This is a genomic window from Streptomyces regalis, assembly GCF_001509475.1.
GTDB lineage: Bacteria > Actinomycetota > Actinomycetes > Streptomycetales > Streptomycetaceae > Streptomyces > Streptomyces regalis.
The window spans coordinates 17208-43244 of record NZ_LLZG01000025.1 but is presented as its reverse complement, the minus strand read 5'-3'; the positions used below and the strand labels follow the sequence as shown (position 1 = coordinate 43244).

General features: G+C 70.5%; 25 protein-coding genes. 7 read left to right on the top strand and 18 right to left on the bottom strand.

The features are described from left to right. The 15 genes from hpnH to ADL12_RS05595 all read right to left on the bottom strand — a co-directional run bounded on the left by hpnH (position 1) and on the right by ADL12_RS05595 (position 15866). Positions 1–1023 carry an adenosyl-hopene transferase HpnH gene (hpnH, locus tag ADL12_RS05660; protein ID WP_062699152.1) on the bottom strand — a complete coding sequence of 341 codons (1023 nt, stop codon included), beginning with the start codon at positions 1021–1023 and terminating at the stop codon, positions 1–3. Between the two features lie 5 nt (positions 1024–1028). Further along, positions 1029–1670 (bottom strand): phosphorylase family protein, encoded by a 642-nt coding sequence (locus ADL12_RS05655; RefSeq protein ID WP_062699150.1) that lies wholly within the window; start codon positions 1668–1670, stop codon positions 1029–1031. Beyond that, on the bottom strand, positions 1670–3697 hold the full coding sequence (shc, locus tag ADL12_RS05650; protein ID WP_062699148.1) for a squalene--hopene cyclase: 2028 nt from the start codon (positions 3695–3697) through the stop codon (positions 1670–1672). Before shc ends, ADL12_RS05655 begins: the two co-directional genes overlap by 1 nt. A 143-nt stretch (positions 3698–3840) precedes the next feature. Beyond that, on the bottom strand, positions 3841–4977 hold the full coding sequence (locus tag ADL12_RS05645) for a polyprenyl synthetase family protein (RefSeq protein ID WP_079051854.1): 1137 nt from the start codon (positions 4975–4977) through the stop codon (positions 3841–3843). Further along, a complete protein-coding gene (gene hpnE / locus ADL12_RS05640) occupies positions 4977–6404 on the bottom strand; it encodes a hydroxysqualene dehydroxylase HpnE (protein ID WP_062699144.1) in 1428 nt (475 codons plus the stop codon). The genes ADL12_RS05645 and hpnE overlap by 1 nt, the downstream gene beginning before the upstream one ends. Continuing rightward, positions 6401–6544, bottom strand: a complete 144-nt coding sequence (locus ADL12_RS56115) for a DUF6380 family protein (protein WP_244187783.1) — start codon at positions 6542–6544, stop codon at positions 6401–6403. Before ADL12_RS56115 ends, hpnE begins: the two co-directional genes overlap by 4 nt. Beyond that, positions 6544–7494 carry a presqualene diphosphate synthase HpnD gene (gene hpnD / locus ADL12_RS05635; protein WP_062699142.1) on the bottom strand — a complete coding sequence of 317 codons (951 nt, stop codon included), beginning with the start codon at positions 7492–7494 and terminating at the stop codon, positions 6544–6546. The genes ADL12_RS56115 and hpnD overlap by 1 nt, the downstream gene beginning before the upstream one ends. Next, positions 7491–8420: a squalene synthase HpnC gene (gene hpnC, locus ADL12_RS05630; protein ID WP_425265066.1), complete on the bottom strand. Its 930-nt coding sequence runs from the start codon at positions 8418–8420 to the stop codon at positions 7491–7493. Before hpnC ends, hpnD begins: the two co-directional genes overlap by 4 nt. Before the next feature lie 358 nt (positions 8421–8778). Further along, complete coding sequence (locus ADL12_RS05625) at positions 8779–9558, bottom strand: ABC transporter ATP-binding protein (RefSeq protein ID WP_062699140.1); 780 nt, start codon at positions 9556–9558, stop codon at positions 8779–8781. Next, on the bottom strand, positions 9551–10480 hold the full coding sequence (locus ADL12_RS05620; RefSeq protein WP_062699138.1) for an ABC transporter permease: 930 nt from the start codon (positions 10478–10480) through the stop codon (positions 9551–9553). Before ADL12_RS05620 ends, ADL12_RS05625 begins: the two co-directional genes overlap by 8 nt. Positions 10481–10588: 108 nt before the next feature. Next, positions 10589–11461, bottom strand: coding sequence for a glycosyltransferase family 2 protein (locus ADL12_RS05615; protein WP_062699136.1), 873 nt, complete (start codon positions 11459–11461; stop codon positions 10589–10591). 5 nt (positions 11462–11466) lie between these two features. Beyond that, complete coding sequence (locus ADL12_RS05610; RefSeq protein ID WP_079051865.1) at positions 11467–12246, bottom strand: CDP-alcohol phosphatidyltransferase family protein; 780 nt, start codon at positions 12244–12246, stop codon at positions 11467–11469. Next, entirely contained in the window at positions 12224–13285 is a 1062-nt protein-coding gene (locus ADL12_RS05605; RefSeq protein ID WP_062699133.1) for an iron-containing alcohol dehydrogenase family protein, read from the bottom strand. The genes ADL12_RS05610 and ADL12_RS05605 overlap by 23 nt, the downstream gene beginning before the upstream one ends. Next, entirely contained in the window at positions 13273–14025 is a 753-nt protein-coding gene (locus ADL12_RS05600) for a phosphocholine cytidylyltransferase family protein (RefSeq protein ID WP_062699131.1), read from the bottom strand. Before ADL12_RS05600 ends, ADL12_RS05605 begins: the two co-directional genes overlap by 13 nt. Continuing rightward, positions 14022–15866 carry a DUF5941 domain-containing protein gene (locus ADL12_RS05595; protein ID WP_062699129.1) on the bottom strand — a complete coding sequence of 615 codons (1845 nt, stop codon included), beginning with the start codon at positions 15864–15866 and terminating at the stop codon, positions 14022–14024. The genes ADL12_RS05600 and ADL12_RS05595 overlap by 4 nt, the downstream gene beginning before the upstream one ends. A gap of 282 nt (positions 15867–16148) precedes the next feature. Between ADL12_RS05595 and galE the strand changes: the two genes are divergently transcribed. From galE to idi, 3 genes are all read left to right on the top strand, one after another. After that, on the top strand, positions 16149–17132 hold the full coding sequence (gene galE / locus ADL12_RS05590) for a UDP-glucose 4-epimerase GalE (protein WP_062699127.1): 984 nt from the start codon (positions 16149–16151) through the stop codon (positions 17130–17132). 156 nt (positions 17133–17288) lie between these two features. Beyond that, positions 17289–18230 carry a cation diffusion facilitator family transporter gene (locus ADL12_RS05585; protein ID WP_062699125.1) on the top strand — a complete coding sequence of 314 codons (942 nt, stop codon included), beginning with the start codon at positions 17289–17291 and terminating at the stop codon, positions 18228–18230. Between the two features lie 196 nt (positions 18231–18426). Continuing rightward, positions 18427–19020, top strand: a complete 594-nt coding sequence (gene idi / locus ADL12_RS05580; RefSeq protein ID WP_062699123.1) for an isopentenyl-diphosphate Delta-isomerase — start codon at positions 18427–18429, stop codon at positions 19018–19020. Between the two features lie 21 nt (positions 19021–19041). Here the strand turns inward: idi and ADL12_RS05575 are convergent, their stop codons facing one another. Then, positions 19042–19551 (bottom strand): ATP-binding protein, encoded by a 510-nt coding sequence (locus ADL12_RS05575; protein ID WP_062699383.1) that lies wholly within the window; start codon positions 19549–19551, stop codon positions 19042–19044. Between the two features lie 248 nt (positions 19552–19799). Here ADL12_RS05575 and ADL12_RS05570 point away from each other — a divergent pair, with 248 nt between their 5' ends. Beyond that, a complete protein-coding gene (locus tag ADL12_RS05570) occupies positions 19800–20555 on the top strand; it encodes an enoyl-CoA hydratase/isomerase family protein (protein ID WP_062699121.1) in 756 nt (251 codons plus the stop codon). On the opposite strand, the gene ADL12_RS05565 is transcribed toward ADL12_RS05570, so the two are convergent. After that, a complete protein-coding gene (locus ADL12_RS05565; RefSeq protein WP_062699119.1) occupies positions 20527–21177 on the bottom strand; it encodes a DJ-1/PfpI family protein in 651 nt (216 codons plus the stop codon). The two genes, ADL12_RS05570 and ADL12_RS05565, sit on opposite strands and share 29 nt — an antisense overlap. Positions 21178–21187: 10 nt before the next feature. Then, positions 21188–22147, bottom strand: coding sequence for a GlxA family transcriptional regulator (locus ADL12_RS05560; RefSeq protein ID WP_062699117.1), 960 nt, complete (start codon positions 22145–22147; stop codon positions 21188–21190). 114 nt (positions 22148–22261) lie between these two features. Here ADL12_RS05560 and ADL12_RS05555 point away from each other — a divergent pair, with 114 nt between their 5' ends. The 3 genes from ADL12_RS05555 to ADL12_RS05550 all read left to right on the top strand — a co-directional run bounded on the left by ADL12_RS05555 (position 22262) and on the right by ADL12_RS05550 (position 25860). Beyond that, positions 22262–23131 carry an SCO6745 family protein gene (locus ADL12_RS05555; protein ID WP_062699115.1) on the top strand — a complete coding sequence of 290 codons (870 nt, stop codon included), beginning with the start codon at positions 22262–22264 and terminating at the stop codon, positions 23129–23131. Between the two features lie 120 nt (positions 23132–23251). Next, positions 23252–23383: an LPFR motif small protein gene (locus tag ADL12_RS57630; RefSeq protein ID WP_266450389.1), complete on the top strand. Its 132-nt coding sequence runs from the start codon at positions 23252–23254 to the stop codon at positions 23381–23383. 104 nt (positions 23384–23487) lie between these two features. Further along, positions 23488–25860, top strand: a complete 2373-nt coding sequence (locus ADL12_RS05550; RefSeq protein WP_062699113.1) for a Tex family protein — start codon at positions 23488–23490, stop codon at positions 25858–25860. The last annotated feature ends 177 nt before the right edge of the window (positions 25861–26037 follow it).

The window sequence follows — 26037 nt, the reverse complement described above, 5'->3', positions numbered from 1 at the left end:
TCACTCCCGGTTCCCGGAGACCGTCTCGCGCATGGCGCGCAGCGACTCCTTGAGCGAGCCCATGGTGGCGAGGACGGCGGTGGGCTCGTAGCCGCAGTGCGCCATGCAGTTGGCGCAACGCGGGTCCTTGCCCCGGCCGTACTTGTCCCAGTCGGTCTCCTCGATGAGTTCGCGGTACGTCGGGACGTACCCGTCGCTCATCAGGTAGCAGGGGCGCTGCCAGCCGAAGAGCGAGTAGTTCGGGATCGCCCAGGCGGTGCACGGGAAGTCGACCTTGCCCTCGAGGAAGTCGAGGAACAGCGGCGAGTGGTTGAGCCGCCACTTCCTGCGGTTGCCGCCCGCGAAGGCCTTCTTGAACAGCTCGCGGGTCTGCTCCACGCCCAGGAAGTGCTCCTGGTCGGGGGCCTTCTCGTAGGCGTAGGCGGGCGAGATCATCATCTCGTCGACCTTGAGGTCGTCGTTGAGGAAGTTGAGGACCTCGATGATCGTCTGCGGGGTGTCGGTGTTGAAGAAGGTCGAGTTGGTGGTGACCCGGAAGCCGCGCCTCTTGGCCTCCTTGATGGCCTCCACGGCCTCGTCGAACACACCCTCCTTCGCCACGGACTCGTCGTGCCGCTCGCGCAGGCCGTCGATGTGCACCGCGAAGGCGAAGTACGACGAGGGCGTGAACTTGTCCATCTTCTTGCGCAGCAGCATGGCGTTGGTGCACAGGAACACGTATTTCCGCTTGGCCACCAGCTGCCGCACGATCTCGTCGATCTGAGGGTGCATCAACGGCTCACCGCCGGCGATGGACACCATCGGCGCACCGGATTCGAGCACCGCTCCCACCGCCTGCGCGACCGGCATGCGCTGCTTGAGTACTCCGGCCGGGTGCTGGATCTTGCCGCAGCCCTCGCACTTGAGGTTGCAGGCGAAGAGTGGTTCCAGCTCGACGATCAGCGGAAACTTGTCCCGCCTGCGGAGCTTCTGTTCGGCCAAGTATGTAGCGACCTTGATGGACTGACGCAGCGGCATGGCCATCTGGCTCACCTCCTGGGGAGCAGCAAAGAACGGTGCCATTCGAAGAAAGCAGGGAGAACGGAACGAAGGACACGGAAAGCCGATATTCCACCGCGCAACGTGCCGATCCGGACGAGTTCATGTTCTGGAGCGTCCACGACCACCCGGACGGCCGCAACCGGGCGCTCGCCCGCGCGGACGGCGCTCAGGAGCGTGACCGCCGACTCCATGTCGACCGCGATTGCGCCGGTCGCAAGCAGATCGGACCGTTCCTGACCACGGACGACGTGATCGGAGCCGGTGAGCGGTCCGGTGTGGACGGTGCGGCCGGGAACGGCGCGCGTGAGCTCTTTGACGAGTAGGTCGGTCCCGACGCACGGAATGGTTCCGCCCGGATCCCGGGTCTCCTCGGCGACGACCAGATCGCCGGGATGCATCCCGGGAGCGAGCCCCGCGCAGAACCCCGTGGCGAGCACGGCGGCCCCGCTGAGGGCCGGGTCGGCCAGGACCCGGGTGACGGAGCGCTCGGCCGCCCGGGGCCCCATGCCGGTCCGCAGGACGGTGACCGGCCCGCCGGCGCCGCCGCGGTCGCTGGTGCGCAGGGCGAACTGCTCGATGCCGAGCGCGCAGGCGATCAGCAGCGGGGCCGCGGCGGGCTGCGGGCTCATCAGCCCCCCTTGGCCTCGGTGAGCGACTTCCCGGGCGCCCCGGTCGTGTGGGGCTTGTCGGCGAAGGGCTCTCCGTGCACGTACCGGCCGAGCGCCGTGAGCGGAAACACCTGCCGGTAGAGGTGGTAGTTGATGGAGAAGTCCCAGGGGAATCCGGTACCGGTGAAGTAGGGCTCGTCCCAGGAGCCGTCCTCCCGCTGGGTGGCCGCGAGCCACTCGATGCCGCGCTCGACGGCCTTGGAGTCCTTCTCCCCCGCGGACAGCAGGGCCATCAGCGCCCACGCCGTCTGCGAGGCTGTCGAGGCGCCCTTGCCGCTCCACTCCTTGACGTACTTGTAGGAGCGCAGGTCCTCGCCCCAGCCGCCGTCGTCGTTCTGCACGGACTCCAGCCAGGTCACGGCCCGGCGGATCGCCGGGTGCGAGGCCGGGAACCCGGCCGCCACCAGGGCGGGCACGACCGACCCGGTGCCGTAGACGTAGTTGACGCCCCAGCGCCCGAACCACGAGCCGTCCGGCTCCTGTTCGGCGAGCAGCCACTGGATGCCGCGCCGGGTGCGCGGGTCGTGGGCGAGGCCCTCGACGGCGAGCATCTCGACGACGTGCGCGGTGACGTCCGCCGACGGGGGGTCGATGACCTCGCCGAAGTCGCAGAACGGCAGCCGGTTGGGGAACGGGCTGGTGTTGTCGACGTCGAAGGCGCCCCACGCCCCGTTCTTCGACTGCATCCCGAGGTTCCAGCGCACCCCGCGCCCGATCGCCTTCTCCACCCGCTCCGGGTCGTGGTGCTTGACCCGGCGCAGCGCGAGCACCACCTCGGCGGTGTCGTCGATGTCGGGATAGTTGTCGTTGTGGAACTCGAACGCCCAGCCGCCGGGCGGCAGTTGGGGCCGCCTGACCGCCCAGTCGCCGGGCCGGACGATCTCCTCGCCGAGCATCCAGTCCGCGGCCTTGACGAGCTGCGGATGGTCGGCCGGCACCCCCGCGTCCACGAGCGCGATGGTCGCCAGGCAGGTGTCCCAGACGGGCGACTGGCAGGCCTCGATCATCCGGGCCCCGTCCTCGCGCCAGACGGCGAAACGGTCCAGCGACGCCAACCCCTCGCGCATGACGGGGTGTTCGAGGTCGTAGCCGAGCAGGTGCAGGGCGATGACCGAGTACACCGCCGGGGGCTGGATGCCGCCCCAGCAACCGTCGTTCTCCTGTCGCTCGATGATCCAGCGCGCGGCACTGTTCATGGCGGCCTTGCGCAGCCTGCGCGGGGCGACCTTGCGCAGCTGGTGCAGCGCCTTGTCGAGCCGCTGGAAGGCACCGTCCCAACTGGCCGTCGGCGCAAGGGGCTTGGGCGGGTTGGGATGGGCCGGGTCGGTGTGCAGTTCGTCGAGCGCGAAGGGCGCGGGCCGTACCGGACGCTTCGCGGAGACGATCGTCAGCGGGACGATGGTCTGCCGGGCCCAGCACCCGAAGTCGTAGATGTTGAGCGGGAACCACTTGGGGAAGTAGATGAGTTCCGGCGGGAGTTCGGGCAGGTCCTCCCACTTCCACCAGCCGAACAGGGCCAGCCAGATCCGGGTGAAGACCCGGGCGGCGGCGATGCCGCCCTGCTCGCGGATCCAGGCGGAGGCCTTGGCCATGTGCGGTGCGTCCGGCGCGTCGCCGGCCAGGCGGAGGGCGACGTACGCCTCGACGGTGGCGGAGAGTTCGCCCGGCGCGCCGTAGAAGGTGCCCCAGGTGCCGTCCTCGCGCTGCTCGCCGCGGATGAAGAGGGCGGCGGCGTGGGTGGTCGGCTCGTCGCGGATGCCCAGGAACTGACGGAGCAGCAGGTCCTCGGCGTCCATGGTGACGTTCGTCTCGAGGTCGCCCTTCCACCAGCCCTGGGCGTCCTGCTTCGCCAGCAGGAAGTCGGTGGCGCGCTGGGTCGCGCGTACGGCGGCTTCGTGCACCCCGGCCGCCACGGGGTTCTCGGTGTCGCTGGCCGCGGCTGCCCGGGGCGGGACCGCCCCGGCGCTTCCGTCGGTCGTCGCTGTCATGGCTTCCCCTTCGTGCAGTGCTCCAAGTAGTGCGTCTGCTGTGGGTCCGCCGTCGGCCGGTGCGCTTCTTCCAGCGGCACCGGCCGGCGACTACGCGAGGGCTATTCGACCGATACTGATCATCTCTTTTCGCCCGGTGGTGATCATCTCTTCCGTACGACGACGAAGTCGGCGAGCGCCGTGAACTGAGCCCGCACCCGGTCGGGCATGTCGACGGCGTCGAGGGCCTCGACGGCGATGGCGTGCTGACGGCGCGCCTCTTCGGCGGTCCACTCGCGGCCGCCCGCCTCCTCGATGAGGGCGGCGCGGGCCGCGAACTCCTCCTCGGAGAAGTTCGCGAAGTCGCTGCTCTTGGCGTCGGCGGCGAGGATCTCGCCGAGCCGCTCGGAGGCGGACCCGCCTGCCGCGAGCGCGGCCACGACCGGCAGGGACTTCTTGCGCTGGCGCAGGTCGCTCCAGGTCTGCTTGCCGGTGGAGACCGGGTCGCCCCAGATGCCGAGGAGGTCGTCGACGGCCTGGAAGGCGAGGCCCAGGTGGTAGCCGTACTTCTCCAGGGTGTCGGCCGTACGGTCGTCCGCGCCGCCGAGCACGGCGCCGATGGAGCTGGCGCAGGCGAGCAGGGCGCCGGTCTTGTTGCCCTCCATCTCCAGGCACTCCTCGACACTGACGCGGTCGCGGTGCTCGTAGGAGATGTCCTGCGCCTGGCCGTCGATCAGGGCGCGGGTGGCGGTGGTCAGGCGGCGGGCGGCGCGGCCTGCCTCGACGGTGCCGAGTTCCAGCAGGACCTCGTTGGCCAGGGCGAACAGGGCGTCGCCGACGAGGATGGCCTGGGCGGGGCCGTGCACCTTCCAGACGGTGTCGCGGTGGCGGCGCTGTTCGTCGCCGTCCATCAGGTCGTCGTGCAGCAGCGAGAAGTTGTGGACGAGTTCGACGGCGACGGCGCCGGGGATGCCGACCTCGGGCGCGGCGCCGGTGACCTCGGCGGAGAGCACCGCGAGGGCGGGGCGTACGGCCTTGCCGCCGTCGCCGGCCGTGGGGTTGCCGTCGGCGTCGATCCAGCCGAAGTGGTAGGCGGAAACGGTGTCCATGGGAGGGGCCAGGCGGTCGATCGCCGCCCGCAGTACCGGTGTGGCCAGGGTCCTCCCGCGCTCCAGGAGCGCGGTCACGTCCACCGCGGTCTCTCGAGCGGCCTTCTCGGCCGGGGGCACAGTGGGCACGGTCTCTCCTCTTGTTGCGGTACCGGGGGTGCGGGGGCCTGCCGCCGTGTGCTGGTTCAGCATCACGCCGCCTCCTCTACGTCGAAGAGGTGACCGGGGCGGGGCCGGCCCAGGGCGCTCAGCGCGGCACCGGCCGCACTCACGCCACTGCGGACCGCACTCTCCATGGTCGCGGGCCACCCTGTGGCGGTCCACGCTCCGGCCAGGTAGAGGCCGGGGACTTTGGTACGGGCGCCGGGCCGCAGCCGCCCGACGCCAGGGGTGGGAGCGAACGTCGCGGTGCGCTCCCGGGTCACGAAGAAGTCCTTCACCTGTGCATCGCGCGCCCTGGGCAACAGCCGCTCCAGCTCGGGCAGATACCGCTCGCGCAGTGCGGCGACCGGCTCATCGATCTCGTCCTGCGCGGCCGACTGGGACAGGGCGAGGTACTGCCCGTCCCGCAGCCCGGACGCGTCGGTCCGGTCGAACACCCACTGCACGGGCGTGCCGAGGGCCGCGAAGAACGGCCGGCTGAGCACTTTCCGGTCGTACACCACATGGACGTTGAGGATCGGCGCGGTACCGATCTCCAGCAGCTGTTCGGGGGCGTCGAGGGCACCGTCGGGCAGCAGGTCGTACGCCTCGCGCTGGGCCACGGCGAGCACGACCGTGTCCGCCTGAAGCGTCTCGCCGGGAACCTGAACGCTCCAACGTCCGTTCTCTTCAGGGGAGATGGAGGTGACGCGTGTACGGACCTCGGTACGGACGCCCGCGGAGTCGAGCGCCTTGCGGGCCAGCCGGTCATGCAGTTCGCCCAGCGGGACGTGCGCCCAGCCGATGTCGGCCGCGCCCGGGTCGGACAGCAGACCGGTCTTGAACACCATCGCGGCGAGCCCCAGCGAGGCGTCGCCCGCGACCGCGTTGAGGGTGGCGACCCCGACCAGGTCCCACAGGGCCTCGACGGCACGCGCCGACTGACCGTGCGCGGCCAGCCAGCTGCCGAAGTCCTGGGCGTCCAGGCTCGGATCGGCGAGGTCGAGCCCCTTGAGCGCGAGCGCGGCCCGGCCGACCTTGGCCCGCTCGGCGAGCGACAGATGCGGATACGTCGCCAGACTCCGGCCCAGGTGCAGGGGTACGGGCAGTTCGTCGCGCCGCAGCCTGCCGAGCCGCCGCCCCTCGGGCCGCGCGATGTCGAGTACGGGCACGTCGAGACGATCCTGCAGCGGCGCCAGCGCCGTCCCCTCGATACGGTCGAGGAACCAGCGGTAGGCGGTGCAGCAGCGCAGGTAGACGTGCTGGCCGTTGTCGACGGTGAGTTCGCCGCGCTGGAAGGAGAAGGCCAGGCCACCCAGTCTCGGCCTGCCCTCGATCAGGGTGACGCGCACTCCGGCGTCGGCGAGAGCGAGCGCGGCGGTGATGCCGGCGAGCCCGCCGCCGATCACGACGGCGTCTCTCCCGGAGCGTCCCGGGATGTCCGCGAGTGACCCTTCGGACCCCATGCCGTCGGTCATCGTGCACCCTCCCGTGCGCGACCGCCGAGCCGGTGCTTGAACGCTGCACGGCCGGTCGTCTCAGTCAGGGACGCGACCCGGGCGCGGAGGGTTGCCCGCCGCTTTTCGCCGGTGGCATCACCTTGGACCGGAATGTCCATCAGGCCCGCCTCCTGACGGTACGACGGGTCACATGCCGGGCGTCCAGACCGCTCAGGCCACGCACGGCGACGTACGCCTTCTCGCGCCCCGGCAGGGAGACCCGGCCGCGCAGCACGGCCTCGGGGTCGCGCTCGATGCGGTCGAGGAGGCGGCGGTAGATGCCGGCCATGGCGGCGACACAGGCACCGCTGCGCCGGTCCAGCATGGGGAGCAGCCGGTAGCCCTCGGCGAAAAGGGCGCGGGCCCGACGCACTTCGAAGTGCACGAGGCCCGCGAAGTCGGAGCCCTCCGGCGGGTTCGGCCCGCTGAAGCCGACCGAGCAGCCGAACTTGGCGAGGTCGTCGGAGGGCAGATAGGTGCGCCCCCCTACGGCGTCCTCGCGGACGTCGCGCAGGATATTGGTGAGCTGCAGCGCGAGCCCGAGCGTGTCGGCGTACTCCGACGCGCGCTCGGCGCCGCGCGCCCCGGGTTCCGTGCCGAACACACCGAGCGAGAGGCGACCGATGGCGCCCGCGACGCAGCGGCAGTAGACCTTGAGGTCGTCCCAGGTCTCGTAGGTCTCGCCGCGCACGTCCATCAGGACGCCGTCGATGAGCTCGTCCAGGCCGCCGAGCGGGATCGGGAAGGTGTCGGCGGCGTGCGCGAGGGCGACGGCCACGGGGTCGACCTCGTCCTCGTCGACCGCCCGGTCGCGGATCCGGGTCAGCAGCTCCCGGGTGTCCTCGAGCCTGGCGATCTTGACCTCGGTGGTCAGCGCACCGTCGCCGATGTCGTCGACGCGGCGCGAGAACGCGTAGAGCGCCGACATCGCGCGGCGCTTGGGCGTCGGCAGCAGCCTGATGCCGTAGGCGAAGTTACGGGCCTGCTGTCCGGTGACGGCCTCGCAGTAGCTGTAGGCGGCGAGTACCGGTGCGGACGCGTGTGGTTCTGACTCCACGGTCCGGATCACCCCTCTCCTCGCAGAGTCACGCCCGCCTCACGCAGCAGCTGGAGCTTGCTGGCCTTGGGCGGGCCGGGAAGTACGTCGTATTCGGCGGCGGCGATCGCACGGATCGCCGCCCTTCCCCCCGCCACGAAACCCGCGAGCAGCAGCTTGAGCCTGCCGTGGACGCTACCCACCAGGGGGGTGCCTTCATTCAGGAGGTTCTGGGCACGTTCCGCTTCGTATGCAACCAGTGCGCGCACCGATGCGCCTGCTGTTTTTACCGCGAGATCGGTTTCCTCGACGTGAAAACGCTTCATGTCGTCCGCCGGCAGATAGATCCGGTCACGACCGAGATCCTCGGCGACGTCCTGAAGGTGTTCGACGATCTGCAGCGCCGTGCACACCGCGTCGGAGCGGCGGATCCGCTCGGGGGTCTCGGTGCCGGTGATGGCGAGGACGAGACGGCCGACCGGGTTGGCGGACAGTTCGCAGTAGGCAAGAAGATCGTCGTAGGTCTCGTACCGCCTCACGAGCTGGTCCTGGCGGTTGGCGGCGATCAGGCCGAGGAAGGGCTCGGGGGTCAGCGAGCGGCGGCGGACGGTCGGCTGCAGACGACGCAGCAAGGGGTGGCGCGGGGTGCCGTCGAAGACACGGCGCAGATCGGCCTCGAAGGCGTCGAGGAGGACGAGAGGGTCGTCGGCACCCTCGGACGACACGCCGAGCAGACGGGCGTCGGCGCCGCCCGGAGCGAGATCGCCGTCGCCGATGTCGTCGACCAGGCGGGCGAAGCCGTAGACGGCCATGAGGTCGGTGCGCCAGGCTCTGGGCAGGAAGAACGGCGCCACGGGGAAGTTCTCCGCGGCGGCCTTGTCGAGGGTGCCGCGCTCCGGATCACCTGTGCGCGCGCTTGGTCCCGTCACCGCGGGCTGCCCGGCGCGGGGACGGCACATGCTGCGTGGAGCTGGGGAGTTTCCGTAGCCATTGCCGTCACATCTCCCGTTCTACACCGCAGACCCAATGCACACTATTTCGGACACGCCGCCCGGCCGTCCGCGCCGCAGCCCAGGGAGAGGGGTGTCGCGCCTTATCGCCCCACTTGCCGCGTTTCGGTACCGGTACAGCTTACGTTGTACAACGGGGCGCGACCCGTGCGGGTGTCCTGCACATCACAACAACACACCGATTGTCGTCAAGATTCCTACGGTCGGCCGGAGTTGACGTTTCCTTTGCAGAAGCGGGGCCCCGCCGGGGCAGTTCCGGCGGGGCCCTGGGAAGCGTGCTGGGCCGTACGGCCCATGTCCGGGTGGACTACTTGCCCGTGAACTTCTCGTACTCCTTGAGGACCTCGTCCGTGGGGCCGTCCATCCGCAGCTCGCCGCGTTCCAGCCACAGGACGCGGTTGCAGGTGTCGCGGATCGACTTGTTGTTGTGACTGACCAGAAACACGGTGCCGGCTTCCTTGCGCAGCTCGCGGATGCGTTCCTCTGAGCGCTTCTGGAACTTGCGGTCGCCGGTGGCCAGCGCCTCGTCGATCATGAGGACGTCGTGGTCCTTGGCGGCGGCGATGGAGAAGCGCAGCCGGGCAGCCATGCCGGAGGAGTAGGTGCGCATCGGCAGGGTGATGAAGTCGCCCTTCTCGTTGATGCCGGAGAAGTCGACGATCTCCTGGTAGCGCTCCTTGATCTGCTCGCGGGTCATGCCCATGGCGAGCCCGCCCAATATGACGTTGCGCTCGCCGGTCAGGTCGTTCATCAGGGCCGCGTTCACGCCCAGCAGCGAGGGCTGGCCGTCGGTGTAGACCTTGCCCTTCTCGGGCGGGAGCAGGCCGGCGATGGCGCGCAGCAGGGTGGACTTGCCGGAGCCGTTGGAGCCGATCAGGCCGATGGCCTCGCCGCGGTAGGCGACGAAGGAGACGCCGCGGACGGCGTGCACCTTGCGTACGCCGCGCTCCTCGCCGCGCTTCATGATGCGGCTGAGGGCGGCGGTGGCGCTGCCCTTGCCGGTCTTGGCGCCATTGACGCGGTAGACGATGTGCAGCTCGTCCGCGATGACGGTGGGGATGTGGGCATCCGTCCTGTGCTCAGCCACGGCCGTACCTCTCCTCCGCCTTCCAGAAGTACACGAAGCCGCCGACGGCGAACAGCAGGGCCCAGCCGAGCGCGGCAGCCCAGACGTGGTCGGGGAGGTTCTCGGAGCCGTAGCCGTCGATGAGGGCGAAGCGCATCAGGTCCATGTAGATCGCGGCCGGGTTCCACTGCAGGACGGTCGCGATCCACTCCGGCCGGTCCTTCAGCATGATCGGGATGGAGAACATCACGCCGGACGCGTACATCCACGTACGCATCACGAACGGCATGAGCTGGGCCAGGTCCGGGGTCTTGGCGCCCGCACGGGCCATGATCATCGCAAGGCCGGTGTTGAAGAGGAACTGCAGCACCAGCGCCGGCACGATCAGCAGCCAGGACAGGCGCGGGTAGCTGCCGAAGCCGACGGCCACCACGAACAGCACGATCATCGAGAACAGCAGCTGCTGGAGCTGCTGGAGCGCGAAGGAGATCGGCAGCGAGGCGCGCGGGAAGTGCAGTGCGCGGACCAGGCCGAGGTTGCCGGAGATCGCGCGCACGCCCGCCATCACCGAGCTCTGGGTGAAGGTGAACACGAACACGCCGGTGACGAGGAACGGGATGTACACCTCGCGGTCCATGCCGCGGTCTGCCTTGAGGATGAGGCCGAAGATGAAGAAGTACACCGCCGCGTTCAGCAGGGGCGTGGCCACCTGCCAGAGCTGTCCGAGCTTCGCCTGGCTGTACTGGGCGGTCAGCTTCGCCCGCGAGAACGCGAGGATGAAGTGCCGCCGGTCCCAGAGCTGGCGGACGTACTCGAACAGCGAAGGGCGGGCACCGCTCACGGACAGCCCGTACTTGGCGGCGAGCTGTGCCGCCGTGAGGCCCTCGTCGGGCGACGGAGGCGCGCTCACCGCGACACCGCCGTCGTGCGTTGTCTCACTCACCAGTTGAAACTTTCGTCTTCGAGATGCGCAGCCTGTGCGGGCCTGGCATGAACCCTCGGACTCGGGTACAGCCCGGATACGGCCCGGTGGCTCTAAGGGTCGAGCTTGTCAGATGACGGGAGGTCGGCCCAGTCGAGTCAGCCGCCACACCGTACGCCACTTCATGGGCCTGCGGGGACCGCACGGGGTGGTCCAGCCTTCCCTGAATCCACCGAACCATGCCTTGAGGGCAGGCCGGGAAGGACGGCGCAGGAGGGTGAGCAGCATCCAGACGCCCAGATAGACCGGGACGAGGGGGGCGGGGAGGTTGCGGCGGGCGAGCCAGACGCGGTTGCGGGCGACCATGCGGTGGTAGACCGCGTGCCGGGAGGGCGCGGTCGTCGGGTGGTACAGCACCATGTCGGACCGGTAGTCGATCATCCAGCCCGCGTCGAGGGCCCGCCACGCCAGGTCGGTTTCCTCATGGGCGTAGAAGAACTCGTCCGGCAGCCCGCCGACCTCGGCGAAGACCTGGGTGCGGACGGCGTTGGCGCCGCCGAGGAAGGTCGTGACCCGGGAGGAGCGCAGCGGGTCGGAGGCACGCAGCCGGGGGACGTGGCGGCGCTGGGTGACGCCGGTGTCCGGGTCGGCGATGCGGAAGCTGACGATGCCGAGCTTCGGGTCGGCCTCGAAGGCCTGGCGGCACAGTTCGGCGGTGTCGTGGTGGGCGAGGAGGCCGTCGTCGTCGAGGAACAACAGTACGTCGACATCGCGCCCGCTGGGGCCGAAGGCCTCGATGCCGACGTTGCGGCCGCCGGGGATGCCGAGGTTCTCGGGCAGCTCGATCGTGCGGACGCCTTCGGGGACGTCGGGCACCGGGGAGCCGTTGCCGACCACGACGACCTGGACCGGGTCGCCGTCCTGCTTGGCGATCGAGTCGAGCAGGGCACGGAGCTCGTCGGGGCGGTTGCCCATGGTGATGATCACCGCGCCGACCTTCATGCCGCTCACTTCAGCCTGCTCGAGGCGAGGATGGACACGAGGTGCAGCAGGGTCTGCAACAGCGCGATGCCGGCCAGCACCGCGACGCCGAGGCGGGAGAAGAACAGGTCGCCGCGGACCTGGTCGAGGACCGCCAGGACCAGGATCAGCAGGGACGCCTCGATGCCGAGGACCAGACGGTGGAACTTGAGCGCGGCGGCCGCCTTGCGGGCCAGCGCCATGCCGGAGGAGCGCATCTCGGAGGCGGCCTCCTTGACCGGCGCCAGCCCGTTCTGGTGCCGGGCGACACCGACGAGGTCGGTCTCCGCCTTGATCAGGATCGCGCCGAGCGCGGCCAGCGTGCCGAGGAACGCCCACAGCCAGTCGATACGGCCGCTGCCCCACAGGTCGGCGGCGCGCAGGCCGAAGCCGACCAGTACCGCCGCGTCGGTCAGGTAGGCGCCGACGCGGTCCATGTAGACCCCGCCGAGCGAGTACTGCTTCCTCCAGCGGGCGATCTCGCCGTCGACGCAGTCCAGCAACAGGTAGAGCTGGACCATGACCACGCCGAGCACCGCCCCCGGGATCCCCGGCACCAGCAGTGCCGGGGCCGCGAGGACACCACAGACGGTCATCAGGTACGTGAGCTGGTTGGGCGTGACCCTGGTGTTCACCAGGTAGCGGTCGACCCGCAGGGACACCTCGCGCATGTAGAGGCGTCCCATCCAGTGCTCACCGCTGCGCCTGTCCTTCACCCCCGCGGGGTGAACGACGGGGCGGAGTTCAGCTACCGATGGCCTTGACATAGTCGGCGTAGATGTCCTTGATCTGGTCGGTGGTCAGGTCGAGGTGTTCGAGGATCGTGTAGCGGCCGGGCCGGGTCTGCGGGGCGAACTCGACGACGCGGACGAACTCCTCGTCCGTGAAGCCGATCTCCTCCGGCAGCACCGGGAGCCCGTGCCGACGCAGTACCTCGGCCATGTAGGCCGACTCCTCGTGGGCTCCGCGCAGGTACATCGCGAAGGCCGCGCCCAGACCGCACTGCTCGCCGTGGGCGGCCGCGCGTCTGGGGAACAGCAGGTCGAAGGCGTGGTTGATCTCGTGGCACGCGCCGGAGGACGGACGGGAGTCGCCCGACACCGACATGGCGATACCGCTGAGCACCAGCGCTTCGGCGAGCACCTGGAGGAACTCGGTGTCTCCTATGCCGCCGGGATGCCGGAGTACCGCCTCGCCCGCCTGACGGGCGATCGCGGCGGCGAGGCCGTCGATCTTCTCGCCGTTGACGCGGTGGGCGAGCTCCCAGTCCGCGATCGCGGAGATGTTGGAGATCGCGTCGCCGATGCCGGCACGCACGAAGCGGGCCGGGGCCTCGTGGATGACGTCGAGGTCGATGACGACCGCGATCGGGTTCGGCACCCCGTAGGAGCCGCGGCCCGCGTCGTTGTCGAGGGTGGCGACCGGCGAGCACAGGCCGTCGTGCGCGAGGTTCGTCGGTACGGCGACCAGGGGCAGGCCCACGCGCGCCGCGGCGAACTTGGCGCAGTCGATGATCTTGCCGCCGCCGAGCCCGACGACCGCGTCGTAGTGGCCGGCCTTTATGTCGCTCGCCAGCCGGACCGCGTCGTCGAGGGTGCCGCCGCCCACCTCGTACCAGCTGGCGCCGGGCAGCGCGGGAGCGAGCCGCTCCTTGAGCCGGGCGCCGGAACCGTTGCTGACCGCGACGGCCAGCTTGCCGGAGTGCGAGATGCGTTCGTCGGCGAGCACACCGCCCAGGTCGTCGAGGGCACCCGGGCGGATATCCACGACGACCGGCGAGGGAATCAGCCGGGTCAGTACTGGCACGCGATCTCCCGTCCGCGGGCGAGATCGTCGTGATTGTCGATCTCCACCCACTTGACGTCGCCGATCGGCGCCACGTCGATCCGGAAGCCGCGGTTCACGAGCTCCTGGTAGCCATGCTCGTAGAACTGCTGCGGGTCGGTCTCCCACACGGTCTTCAGGGCGTCGGCCAGCTCGGGGGCGGCGTCGCCCTCGATGAGGGTGACGCCGATGTACTCGCCGGTGGCCTCGGCGGGGTCCATCAGCTTGGTGATCTTCGTCATGCCCTTCTCGGGGTCGACGACGACCTTCATCTCCTCGTCGGCCAGGTGCTTGACCGTGTCCAGGGCGAGGATGATCTTCTTGCCGTCGCCGCGTGCGGCGAGCAGCGTCTTCTCGACGGAGACCGGGTGCACGGTGTCGCCGTTGGCGAGGATCACGCCGTCCTTGAGGGCGTCACGGCCGCACCACAGGGAGTAGGCGTTGTTCCACTCCTCGGCCTTGTCGTTGTCGATGAGGGTGAGCTTCAGGCCGTACTTCTGCTCAAGGGCTTCCTTGCGCGCGTAGACGGCCTCCTTGCGGTAGCCGACGATGATCGCGACCTCGGTCAGCCCGATCTCGGCGAAGTTGCCCAGGGTGAGATCGAGAACCGTGGGTTCGCCCTCTATGCCCGCGGGCCCCACCGGCACCAGAGCCTTGGGAAGGCTGTCGGTGTAGGGGCGCAGACGCCGTCCGGCGCCGGCCGCCAGCACGAGGCCGATCATGCGGGTTCTCCTTCATCGTGTACGGCGGGCGCCCCGGAGGACACCCAGAAGCGGATGCTCTCGACGAGCACCACCAGAGCCACGGCCACGGCCAGGGCCGTGAGCGCGACCTTGAACTGCGAGGCGGTGAGCGCGGCGGCCAGGACGGTGACGAGCAGCGTCCGCCCTTCGTGCCCTCCGATGACGCGCACCAGCCAGGCCGGGGACGCCCCGGCGTTGCCGCGGATGCGGTACACCGTGTCGTAGTGATGGTAGGCGACAGCCGCCACCAGGCCGAAAGCCGCAGGAAGGGCTCCGTTCACCCCGGCTTTGACCGCGAGGGCGAGCACGGTGCCGTATTCGGCCGCCCGGAAGAACGGCGGAACCAGCCAGTCCAGGGCGCCCTTGAGGGGCCGGGCGACGGCGAGCCCCGCGGTCACGACGTACACGAGCGCGGCGACGATCGGCCACGGTCCGCCGAAGTCGGTCAGCGCGGCCGCGGCGACGACCGCGGCGCCGCCGAGGAGGGCGACAGCCGGGACGGCGAAGCGGGGCAGCCGTCGCGCGGGGTTCTTGAAGGCCTTGGCGAGGCCTTGCGCGAGCGGCCCCGAGTCCGCGAGGTCGGCCAGCGCCTGCGCGGCCCGGTCGGTCCGCCGGGCCTTACGGGTCAGCGAGCGCAGCATGCGGCCCGCCGTGGTGTACGTCGCGGCGAAGGCGCAGCCGATGAGCAGCGCGTAGAAGGTGATCCGCGGAGTGGTGACCGCCGTCAGCACCGCGATCATCGCCCAGCGCTCGCCGATCGGCAGCACGATCATCCGGCGCACCCACACCGTCCAGCCGACGCTGTCGAGCTTGTCGGAGAGGGCGGCCGTGGGGCTGGTGTTGGCGGTGGCGTCGTGATTGGCCTCGTTGAAGGAGAAGTCGACGACGTGCCGACAGGTTTGCAGGACCATCGCGCCCAGCGCCAGCGCCCAGATGTCGTCGCCGCCCCGCGCGGCTCCCAGCGCGAGGCCTGCGTAGTAGGCGTACTCCTTGGCCCGGTCGAAGGTCGCGTCGAGCCAGGCGCCGAGCGTGGAGTACTGCAGGGAGTAGCGGGCGAGCTGGCCGTCGGTGCAGTCCAGCACGAACGAGAAGATCAGCAGGAGGCCGGCCGCGACGAAGCCGCCGCGGGTGCCGGTGGCCGCGCAGCCCGCCGCGATGAGCGCGGTGAGCAGGGAGGCGGTGGTGACCTGGTTGGGGGTCAGGCCCCGGCGGGCGCACCAGCGGGCGATGTAGCGGGAGTACGGGCTGATGAAGAAGGTGGTGAAGAAGCCGTCGCGGGACTTCACGGCCGACTTCAGACGTACCGCCTCGTCGTCGACGCCGGCGACGGCCTGCCGTGCCTCGTTGCGGGCCTGCGGGTCGGCCGGGACGGCGGCGACCAGGCTGCCGAGCTCGGGGTGGTGGACGTCGGTGCCGTCGTCGTCGAGGGCGGTGACGATGCGGTCGGCGAGGCTGTCGACGTCCCCCACGCTCGGCTTCGCTCGCGCGGGGGCACCCCCATCCACCGTGCCGCCGCCCGCGGAGTTCTCGCGGGCCATGGCGCGGGTCAGGGCCTGGCGGCCGGCCGGCTGGGCCGTCACGGCACCCGGGATCGCGGCCAGCGGGAAGCGGGGGTCGGTCATGCCGAGGCGCAGCGCGTGCAGGTGGCCGACGAAGCGGGCGTCGACCACGGCGACCCGCTGGTCACCGGGCACCTGGGCGAGGAGCGTCTCGGCGTCGGCGAGGTCGGCGGCGACCCGCACGTCGTAGCCGAGGGACCGCAGATCGCCCTCGATCGACGATCCGGGGACCGGCTGACCGGTGAGGATGGCGGTCGACAACCGAAACTCACTCCCTGGGTGCCGGCATGTCCGTGCCGGGCATGTACGTGGGTGGCAGCGCCCGTTGGCGGTGGCGGCCGGGCGGCGTGTCGGCAGAGGCTATCGGATGATTGGAAGCCAACGTTCACCGGCCGTTTGGCGAAGCGATCAACGTGGTTTGCCCAGAACTCTGCCGCGATCATCATCAGGGATTTCGGGGCCCGCCCACAAACTCGCGCCCGCAGACCGGGGCATCGAGGACATTGTGTGCCGCGCCGGTGCCTCGGCATAGGGTGGGCGACCATGACATGGCTGATCACAGGCGGAGCCGGCTACATCGGAGCACATGTGGCGCGGGCCATGACCGACGCCGGGGAGCAGGTCATCGTACTGGACGATCTCTCGGCCGGGTTTCCCGCGCGGCTCCCGTCGGACGTCACGCTCGTCGAGGGCTCTTCGCTCGACGGTGACCTGCTGAAACGGGTGCTGGCCGAGCACGCGGTGACGGGTGTGGTGCATCTCGCCGCGCGCAAGCAGGTCGGTGAGTCCGTGGCGCAGCCGACGCGCTACTACCGGGAGAACGTGGGCGGTCTCGCCACGCTCCTGGAGGCGGCCGCCGAGGCGGGGATCAAGCGGTTCGTGTTCTCGTCGTCCGCCGCCGTCTACGGCAACCCCGATGTGGATCTCATCACGGAGGACACCGGGTGCGCACCGGTGAACCCGTACGGCGAGACCAAGCTCGCCGGTGAGTGGCTGGTGCGGGCCACGGGCCGGGCGCACGGCATCGCGACCGTGTGCCTGCGCTATTTCAACGTCGCGGGCGCCGCCGCACCCGAGCTGGCGGACACCGGCGTCTTCAACATCGTCCCCATGGTCTTCGACCGGCTCACCCGTGACGAGGCCCCGCGGATCTTCGGCGACGACTATCCGACGCCCGACGGCACCTGCATCCGCGACTACATCCATGTCGCCGACCTCGCCGAGGCGCACCTGGCGGCGGCCCGGCGGATCACCGCGGCGGACGCGAGCGGCGATCTGACGGTCAACATCGGTCGCGGCGAGGGTGTCTCCGTCCGCGAACTGATCACCGTCATCGGCGAGGTCACCGGCGACCGCCGCCCCGCCGTCGTCGAGGCCCGACGCCCCGGGGACGTCCCGCGCGCGGTCGCCTCGGCCGCACTGGCCGCCGAGGAACTGGGCTGGACAGCTCGGCGCGGGGTACGCGAGATGGTCGAGTCGGCGTGGCAGGGGTGGCTGCTGCACCACGGCGGCCGGTCGAGCAACTGATCATGCAGGGCCCTGACCTGCGGATCGTTTCCGCAGGTCAGGGCACATGACAACGGTGTTCAGTGCCGCGTTGCCGGATACCCCCCGCCCGTAGTTCACTGTGATCCCGCACGGAAGTTCCGATCGTCGTACGGACCACAGAAGGGCGGCTTTCTCATGGGGGCTGGGCACGATCACGGACACGCGCACTCGCACGCGCCCACGACCGGCACAGCGGCGGCCGCGTATCGCGGAAGACTGCGCGTCGCGCTGTCGATCACGCTCGGCGTCATGGTGGTCGAGATCGTCGGCGGTGTGGCCGCCGACTCGCTCGCCCTGATCGCGGACGCGGCGCACATGGCTACGGACGCACTCGGCCTGGGCATGGCCCTGCTCGCCATCCACTTCGCGAACCGCCCGCCGAGCACGACGCGCACCTTCGGCTACGCCCGCGCGGAGATCCTCGCCGCCCTCGCCAACTGCCTGCTCCTCCTCGGCGTCGGCGGCTACGTCCTGTACGAGGCGATCCAGCGGTTCTTCACGCCCGCGGACACCGAGGGCGGCCTGATGATCGTGTTCGGTGCGATCGGCCTGGTCGCCAACATGATCTCGCTGACGCTGCTGATGCGGGGCCAGAAGGAGAGCCTGAACGTGCGCGGCGCCTTCCTGGAGGTGGCCGCGGACGCGCTCGGCTCGCTGGCGGTGCTGATCTCGGCGACGGTGATCCTGGCCACCGGCTGGCAGGCCGCCGACCCGATCGCCTCGCTGGTCATCGGCCTGATGATCGTGCCGCGCACCTTCAAGCTGCTGCGCGAGACCCTCGACGTCCTGCTGGAGTCGGCCCCCAAGGGCGTCGACATGGCTCAGGTGCGGGCCCACATACTCGCTCTGGACGGCGTCGAGGACGTCCACGATCTGCATGCCTGGACCATCACGTCCGGCATGCCGGTGTTGTCGGCTCACGTGGTGGTGCGCTCCGACGTCCTGAACGCGATCGGCCACGAGAAGATGCTGCACGAGCTCCAGGGCTGCCTCGGCGACCACTTCGACGTGGAACACTGCACCTTCCAGCTGGAGCCGGTCGGGCACGCGGAGCACGAGGCCCGGCTCTGTCACTGAAACAACTGAAACAACCGTACGGTCCGATAAAACGCCAGTACGGACGGAATGCAGCGATCCGGTGGTCGGTTGCGTCCTCATGCCCACAGCGCCCCCGCCGACGGTTCCGTGCCCGCCGCGCCGGGCACGATCAACTGCCGGGAGTGCCGGATTCGTACGGCACACTTGGGGCGCAAGACCGATGCGAAGGATGGGTATGCCGATCACACCTGCGACCGCGACGCACAGTCCGTCGAACGGCGCCGCAGACGCGATTTTGCTGGAACTGGTCGACGAGAACGGTGTGACGATCGGCACCGCGGAGAAGCTCGCCGCCCATCAGCCGCCGGGGCAACTGCACCGCGCCTTCTCCGTGTTCCTCTTCGACGAGCACGGCCGGCTGCTGCTCCAGCAGCGGGCGCTCGGCAAGTACCACTCCCCCGGCGTCTGGTCCAACACCTGCTGCGGCCACCCCTACCCCGGCGAGGCGCCCTTCGCGGCGGCGGCACGGCGGACGCATGAGGAACTCGGTGTCTCCCCGTCGCTGCTCGCGGAGGCGGGCACGGTCCGCTACAACCATCCGGACCCGGACTCGGGCCTGGTGGAGCAGGAGTACAACCACCTCTTCGTCGGCATGGTGCAGTCCCCGCTGCGGCCGGACCCGGAGGAGGTCGGCGCGACCGCCTTCGTGACCTCCGCGGAGCTGGCGGAGCGCCACGCGAAGGACCCCTTCTCGTCCTGGTTCATGACGGTGCTCGACGCGGCCCGCCCCGCGATCAGAGAGCTGACGGGCCCGTCGGCCGACTGGTGACGGGAACTACGGCTACGGGAACTAGGGCACGCGCACGGGTTTGAGCGGGACGGCGGCCCAGATCACCTTGCCGCCGCTCGCCGTGTGCTCGACGTCGCACACGCCACCCGCCTCCCGCGTGACCTCGCGCACCAGGAGCAGGCCGCGGCCGCCGGTCCGGCCGTGGTCCGCCTCCAGGGCGGTCGGGCGGTACGGGTGGTTGTCCTCGACGGACACCCGCAGCCACTCGGCGCCGACGGCGACCTCCACGGCGAGCATCGGCGACAGCAGCGCCGCGTGCCGCACGGCGTTGGTGACCAGCTCCGAGACGATCAGCAGCAGTCCCTGGACCAGGTCGTCCGAAACCGGCACACCCTGGCGGTACAGCAGGTCCCGTACGGCGTGCCGCGCCTGCGGGACGGAGGCGTCGACGGCGGGAGCGGTGAACCGCCAGACGCCCTCGTACGGCAGTGGATTCGGCGGCCGCTGACCGAAGGGCTCGTCCGCGCCGCCTGCTGGGCGTGGGCCGGACCCGCGCCCGTGGTTCTCCATCGTCCGGTCGCCACCCTCGCGCTCGATTGTCACCACACGTCGAGTGTTGGTAACGCGCAGGTCCGGACCGTAGAGCTGAACACAAGTCAGCAGGTATCGAGCGTTTCTGATCGTTGGCGTATGACACCGTCAGATGTGGGACCGCTCCTGTCCCGCTCGTGCCGCCTTGGCGAACTATTCGGGTTGTACGGGTTTGGCGGGCACCCTTCTTGATCGGCCGTTCGGTGCGGGCGGATAGCATCCGGGCCATGGAGCCCCAGCTGCTGCACAGCGTCGCCGACTCGGTCGCCACCGTCGTCATCCACCATCCGGCCAAGCGCAACGCGATGACGGCCGCGATGTGGCGGGCGCTGCCGCCGCTGCTCGGCACGCTGGCCGCCGATCCGGCCGTACGGGCGCTGGTGCTGACCGGTGAGGGCGGGACGTTCTGCGCGGGCGCCGACATCTCGACGCTTCAAGGGTCCCCTCAGGAGGCGCAGGGGCTGGCCGTGGCCGCCGAGGAGGCGCTGGCCGCCTTCCCTAAGCCGACGCTGGCGGCGATCCAGGGGCACTGTGTGGGGGGCGGTTCGCAGCTGGCGGCGGCCTGTGATCTGCGGTTCGCCGAGGAGGGGTCGCTGTTCGGGGTGACGCCGGCGAAGCTCGGGATCGTGTATGCGGCGTCCTCCACCCGGCGGTTGGTGTCGCTGGTGGGGCCGGCGACCACCAAGTACCTGTTGTTCTCCGGCGAGTTGATCGACGCGGAGCGTGCGCTGCGTACGGGACTGGTGGACGAGGTGCTGCCGGAGGGCGAACTCGGCAAGCGGGTCGCGGAGTTCACCCGGATCCTGGCATCGCGCTCGCAGCTGACACAGGCCGCGGCGAAGGAGTTCGCCGACGGGCGCACGGACCGGGACGCGCACTGGAGCGAGCAGGCGCGCGGCAGCGGCGACGCCGCAGAGGGGGTCGCCGCGTTCCTGGAGCGCCGTCAGCCGCGGTTCACGTGGTCGGTTCCTGGCCGAGGATGAACCGGCTCATCGACCGGAGCATCTCGACGACGTCCGCGGGCGCCTTGTGCGGGGCTCCGGCGTCGTAGGGCGGCTGCGGGTCGTACTCGATCCCCAGCTGTACGGCCTGGGCGACGAAGTCCCCCGCGAGGTGGCCGAGCAGGGCGAGCCCCATGTCGATGCCGGAGGAGACGCCGGCCGCCGTGACGTACTTGCCGTCGGTCACCACCCGCTCCCCCGTCGGCTCGACGCCGAACTTCCGCAGCTCGTCGAGGGCCAGCCAGTGCGAGGTCGCACGACGCCCTTCGAGGAGGCCCGCGGCGGCGAGCAGCAGGGAGCCGGTGCACACGGACGTCGTCCAGGTGCTGGTGGCGTCGGCGGCGCGGATCCAGTCCAGGAGAGCCTTGTTCTCCATCTGCGGGGTCTGTCCGGGGCCGCCGGGGACGACCACGACGTCGGGGTTCGGCACCTCGGCCAGGGTCTTGTCGGCGATCAGCGCGAGATTCCCGCTGTCGCTGCGGACGGGGCCCCTCTCCTCGGCGACGAAGACGAGCTCGCAGTCCGGCAGCCGGCCGAGGGTCTCGTACGGCCCGACGGCGTCGAGGGCGGTGAAGCGGTCGTAGAGGACGATCGCGAACTGCATGGTGGGCCCTTCAGTGCGTTGAGGTCGGATGGAAGCGGCGGCGGTACTCGGAGGGGGCCGCGCCGAGGGTCCTGACGAAGGCGCGGCGCATCGCCTCCGGGGTGCCGTAGCCGCTGGTGCGGGAGATCTCCTCGATGCCGTCGGCGGTGTCCTCCAGGAGCCGGCGGGCGTGTTCGAGGCGGACGCGGTCGACGTAGCGGCCCGGGGTCATGCCGGTCTCGGTCTGGAAGGCGCGGGCGAAGTGGCGGGGCGAGAGGCGGGCGCGGGCGGCCAGCGCCTCCACCGACAGGTCCTCGCCGGGATGCTCGCTGATCCACTGCTGGACCTCGCGCAGGGGTTCGCGCCGGGCGGTCTGGGCCGCTAGCTGGGCGCTGAACTGGGCCTGGTTCCCCGGCCGCCGGAGGAAGACGACCAGGTGCCGGGCGATGGCGAGGGCCGCGTCCCGGCCGAGGTCCTCCTCCACCAGGGCGAGGGCGAGGTCGATGCCCGCGGTGACGCCGGCGGACGTCGAGACGTGTCCGTCGCGCACGTAGATCGGGTCGGGGTCGACCTCGACGGCCGGGTGGTCGCGGGCGAGCTTGTCGCAGTACGCCCAGTGGGTGGTGGCGCGGCGGCCGTCCAGGAGGCCCGCCTGGGCGAGCCGGATCGCGCCGGTGCACACCGAGACCAGCCGCTCCACCCGCGGTCCGTGCTCGCGCAGCCAATCGGTGAGCTGCGTGTCCGGACGCCGGGTGCCCTGGCCGCCCGGGACCAGCAGGGTGTGCAGCTCGTCGCTGTCCGCGAGCGATTCATCGGGTACGACGGTCAGGCCGCTGGAGGTGCGCACGGGGGCGCCGTCCAGCGAGGCCGTACGGATGCGGTACGTGCCCGGGGTGTGCTGCTCGGCCCCCACGAAGACCTCCAGCGGGCCGGTGACATCGAGGCTCTGCACACCGTCGAACAGGACGAGGAGAACGGTTCGCTGCGCCATGTGCTCGATTCTTCGGCACCCCGAGAACGGCCGCAATGACGTGCCCCCCACCTTTTCTGCCATGCTCCACGCACCCGGGCAGAGGACGTACCAAGCGGTTGGTAATCTCCGGCCATGACTACTGCCGCCCTCGAACCCCGCGCCGGTCGCCGCTGCCACAACATGCTCAACTCCCTGCACGCGACGTCCTACTTCGCCCCCGAGCTGGGCAAGGAACTGGCCGCCCTCGGGATCACCCACCCCAGGGCCGTCAACTTCGCGGTACGGGCCGCCGCGCTGGGTCCGGTCGGTGCGGGCGCGGTGACGGCGACGTTCTACAACTACAAGCACGAGCTGGTGGCCAGGCACGTACCCGCGGTCTGGGCGATCGCCTCACCCGAGGACGTGCTGGCGGCACGCGCGCGTGCGGTCGACGCGGCGCTGCGGCGACTGCTGGGCGAGGAGGCGGTGGCGTCCGCGGAGATGGCGGAGGCCTCGCGGCTCGCGCTGCGGGCGACCGAGGCCTGTTCTCGCAGTGCACGCCCGCTGTACTCGGCGCACGCGGACCTGCCGGTCCCCGAGGAGCCGCACCTGGCCTACTTCCACGCCACCACGCTGCTGCGCGAGCACCGGGGTGACGGGCATCTCGGCGTGCTGATGTCCGCGGGGCTCGACGGTCTGGAGGCGGTGGTGACGCACACCGCGACCGGCAAGGGCATGGCGCCGAAGTGGGTGTTCTCCAGCCGTGGCTGGACCCAGGAGGACTGGGACGCGGCCTCCGGCCGACTGCGCGCGCGAGGTCTGCTGGAGGACTCGGGCGACCTCACGCCGGAGGGCGTCGCCCTGCGCGAGGAGATCGAGTCCGAGACGGACCGCCTGGACCGGGCGCCGTACGAGCATCTCGGCGCGGAGGATGTCGCACGGCTGACGGAACTCGGTGCGAGGTTCGCGCGGGCCGCGGTGGCAGCGGGGGCGTTCCCGGCGGATCTGCTCGGCAAGGGCTGAAGCTCCCGGGAGGCACAGGCACGGACGGCCCCCTTGATCGGGTCCGCGCTGCATGGCGGACCCGCGCCGAGGTACCCGGTCCCCAACCGGCCGTCATGGCCGGACAGAAAGGGGAATCAAGTGTTCCGTGCAATCGCAGACGTGTTGCGGCAGATCGGTGGTGCGATCGCCACCGTCGTGACGCTGCCGTTCCGGGCGCTGGCCCGGCTCTTCGGCGGGGCGTCGGGCAGTACACGAAGCCGCAGGGTCTGAATCCGCCCCGCCACGACCGGCCGGGTTTCCGCCCTGATCCCCGGTTGTCGGTGCCACCTGCCACAATTGCCGCGCAACCTCAGTCAGAAGGCGGGAACGGGATCGTGACGACACCCCTCGTAGGGTCCATCGAAGGCAGGATCGCCGCGGAGCTCGGCGTACGGGAGCGGCAGGTGAAAGCTGCCGTGGAGCTGCTCGACGGCGGTTCGACGGTGCCCTTCATCGCCCGCTACCGCAAGGAAGCGACCGAGATGCTCGACGACGCGCAGCTGCGCACGATCGAGGAGCGGCTGCGCTATCTGCGGGAGCTGGAGGAGCGGCGGACGGCGATCCTCGACTCGGTGCGCGAGCAGGGCAAGCTGACCGCGGAGCTGGAGGCCCAGATCCGCGGCGCCGAGACCAAGGCGCGGCTCGAGGACATCTATCTGCCGTACAAGCCCAAGCGCAGGACCAAGGCACAGATCGCGCGTGAGGCCGGACTGGAGCCGCTCGCGGAGGGGCTGCTCAGTGACCCGACCGTCGACCCGACGGCCGCTGCCGCCGCCTTCGTCGACGCCGACAAGGGCGTGGCCGATCCGCAGGCCGCACTCGACGGGGCCCGGGCGATCCTCACCGAGCGGTTCTCGGAGGACGCCGACCTGATCGGCGAGCTGCGTGAGCGCATGTGGGTGCGCGGGCGGCTTTCGGCCAAGGTGCGCGACGGCAAGGAGGAGGCGGGCGCGAAGTTCGCCGACTACTTCGACTTCGCGGAACCGTTCACCGAGCTGCCCTCGCACCGCATCCTGGCGATGCTGCGCGGCGAGAAGGAGGAGGTCCTCGATCTCGTCCTGGAGCCGGAGGAGCCCACGGACGGTCCTTCGTCGTACGAGGGGATCGTCGCCGCCAAGTTCGCGATCGCCGACCGCGGCCGTCCCGCCGACAAGTGGCTCAAGGACACGGTCCGTTGGGCCTGGCGCACCCGGATCCTCGTCCACCTCGGCATCGACCTGCGGCTGCGCCTGCGCACGGCCGCCGAGGACGAGGCGGTGGGCGTCTTCGCAGCGAACCTGCGGGATCTGCTGCTCGCTGCTCCCGCCGGTACGCGCTCGACGCTGGGCCTGGACCCGGGCTTCCGTACGGGCGTGAAGGTCGCGGTGGTCGACGCCACCGGCAAGGTCGTCGCGACGGACGTCATCTACCCGCACGTCCCGGCGAACAAGTGGGACGAGGCGATCGCCAAGCTGGCCCGGCTGGCCAAGGAGCACGCGGTCGAACTGGTCGCGATCGGCAACGGCACGGCGTCCCGCGAGACCGACAAGCTCGCCGGTGAACTCATCACCAAGCACCCCGAGTTGAAGCTCACCAAGGTGATGGTGTCCGAGGCGGGCGCCTCGGTGTACTCGGCCTCGGCGTTCGCCTCGCAGGAGCTGCCCGACATGGACGTGTCGCTGCGCGGCGCGGTGTCGATCGCCCGCCGTCTGCAGGACCCGCTGGCCGAGCTGGTGAAGATCGACCCGAAGTCGATCGGCGTCGGGCAGTACCAGCACGACCTGTCCGAGGTGAAGCTGTCGCGCTCGCTGGACGTGGTGGTGGAGGACTGTGTGAACGGCGTGGGCGTGGACGTCAACACGGCGTCGGCCCCGCTGCTCGCCCGGGTCTCCGGCATCACCTCCGGGCTGGCGGAGAACATCGTGGCGCACCGGGACGCCAACGGCCCCTTCAAGTCGCGCACCCAGCTGAAGGGCGTGGCGCGGCTGGGCCCGAAGGCGTACGAGCAGTGCGCGGGCTTCCTGCGCATCCGCGGCGGCGACGACCCGCTGGACTCCTCCAGCGTGCACCCCGAGGCGTACCCGGTGGTCCGGCGCATGGTGAAGACCTCCGGCCAGGAGGTGGCCTCGCTCATCGGCAACACGGGCGTGCTGCGGTCGCTGAAGCCGAACGACTTCGTGGACGAGACCTTCGGTCTGCCGACCGTGACGGACATCCTCAAGGAGCTGGAGAAGCCCGGGCGCGACCCGCGGCCCGCCTTCAAGACGGCCACCTTCAAGGAGGGCGTCGAGAAGATCTCCGACCTGGCGTCCGGGATGGTCCTGGAAGGCGTCGTGACAAACGTGGCGGCCTTCGGGGCGTTCATCGACGTCGGTGTCCACCAGGACGGTCTGGCGCACGTCTCCGCGCTGTCGAAGACGTTCGTCAAGGACCCCCGTGACGTGGTGAAGCCCGGTGACATCGTCAAGGTCAAGGTCCTCGACGTCGACATCCCGCGCAAGCGGATCTCCCTGACCCTGCGCCTCGACGACGAGACGGCCCCGCAGGGGCAGCAGGGCGGGGGCGGCGGCGAGCGTCGGCAGCGGGGCGGTCGGCCGCCGCAGCAGCGGCAGGGGCGCGGCGGCGGGGGTGGCGGCGGCTCGCGTCAGGCGCCGCCGCCGGCCAACAGCGCGATGGCCGACGCGCTGCGCCGGGCGGGTCTGGTCGACAAGAAGCAGGGCAAGCGCTGATCCACGACACGGGCCCGGACTCTCCGGTGGGACACGGAGGCTCCGGGCCGGTTCGTCCCTAGCGGCTGTCTGTCACCGCCGAGTCGGCGGAGGGCGTGCGCCGGCTCGATCTACGGCATGACGGAGCGGGCGGCTGGACTGCGCAACGTGCCGCAGCACCGGTGTTGCAGTAGCACG

Coding starts and splice junctions, on each gene's coding strand:
- ADL12_RS05600 (WP_062699131.1), bottom strand. CDS start 14,025: ATGATCGGCCTCGTGCTGGCGGCCGGCGCCGGACGGCGTCTGCGCCCC.
- ADL12_RS05645 (WP_079051854.1), bottom strand. CDS start 4,977: ATGCTGAACCAGCACACGGCGGCAGGCCCCCGCACCCCCGGTACCGCA.
- ADL12_RS05560 (WP_062699117.1), bottom strand. CDS start 22,147: ATGGCGCAGCGAACCGTTCTCCTCGTCCTGTTCGACGGTGTGCAGAGC.
- ADL12_RS05615 (WP_062699136.1), bottom strand. CDS start 11,461: ATGAAGGTCGGCGCGGTGATCATCACCATGGGCAACCGCCCCGACGAG.
- hpnH (WP_062699152.1), bottom strand. CDS start 1,023: ATGGCCATGCCGCTGCGTCAGTCCATCAAGGTCGCTACATACTTGGCC.
- idi (WP_062699123.1), top strand. CDS start 18,427: ATGCCGATCACACCTGCGACCGCGACGCACAGTCCGTCGAACGGCGCC.
- hpnC (WP_425265066.1), bottom strand. CDS start 8,420: ATGTGCCGTCCCCGCGCCGGGCAGCCCGCGGTGACGGGACCAAGCGCG.
- ADL12_RS05585 (WP_062699125.1), top strand. CDS start 17,289: ATGGGGGCTGGGCACGATCACGGACACGCGCACTCGCACGCGCCCACG.
- hpnE (WP_062699144.1), bottom strand. CDS start 6,404: ATGACCGACGGCATGGGGTCCGAAGGGTCACTCGCGGACATCCCGGGA.
- ADL12_RS05570 (WP_062699121.1), top strand. CDS start 19,800: ATGGAGCCCCAGCTGCTGCACAGCGTCGCCGACTCGGTCGCCACCGTC.
- ADL12_RS05575 (WP_062699383.1), bottom strand. CDS start 19,551: ATGGAGAACCACGGGCGCGGGTCCGGCCCACGCCCAGCAGGCGGCGCG.
- ADL12_RS05555 (WP_062699115.1), top strand. CDS start 22,262: ATGACTACTGCCGCCCTCGAACCCCGCGCCGGTCGCCGCTGCCACAAC.
- galE (WP_062699127.1), top strand. CDS start 16,149: ATGACATGGCTGATCACAGGCGGAGCCGGCTACATCGGAGCACATGTG.
- ADL12_RS05565 (WP_062699119.1), bottom strand. CDS start 21,177: ATGCAGTTCGCGATCGTCCTCTACGACCGCTTCACCGCCCTCGACGCC.
- ADL12_RS56115 (WP_244187783.1), bottom strand. CDS start 6,544: ATGGACATTCCGGTCCAAGGTGATGCCACCGGCGAAAAGCGGCGGGCA.
- ADL12_RS05610 (WP_079051865.1), bottom strand. CDS start 12,246: ATGTCAAGGCCATCGGTAGCTGAACTCCGCCCCGTCGTTCACCCCGCG.
- ADL12_RS05655 (WP_062699150.1), bottom strand. CDS start 1,670: ATGAGCCCGCAGCCCGCCGCGGCCCCGCTGCTGATCGCCTGCGCGCTC.
- shc (WP_062699148.1), bottom strand. CDS start 3,697: ATGACAGCGACGACCGACGGAAGCGCCGGGGCGGTCCCGCCCCGGGCA.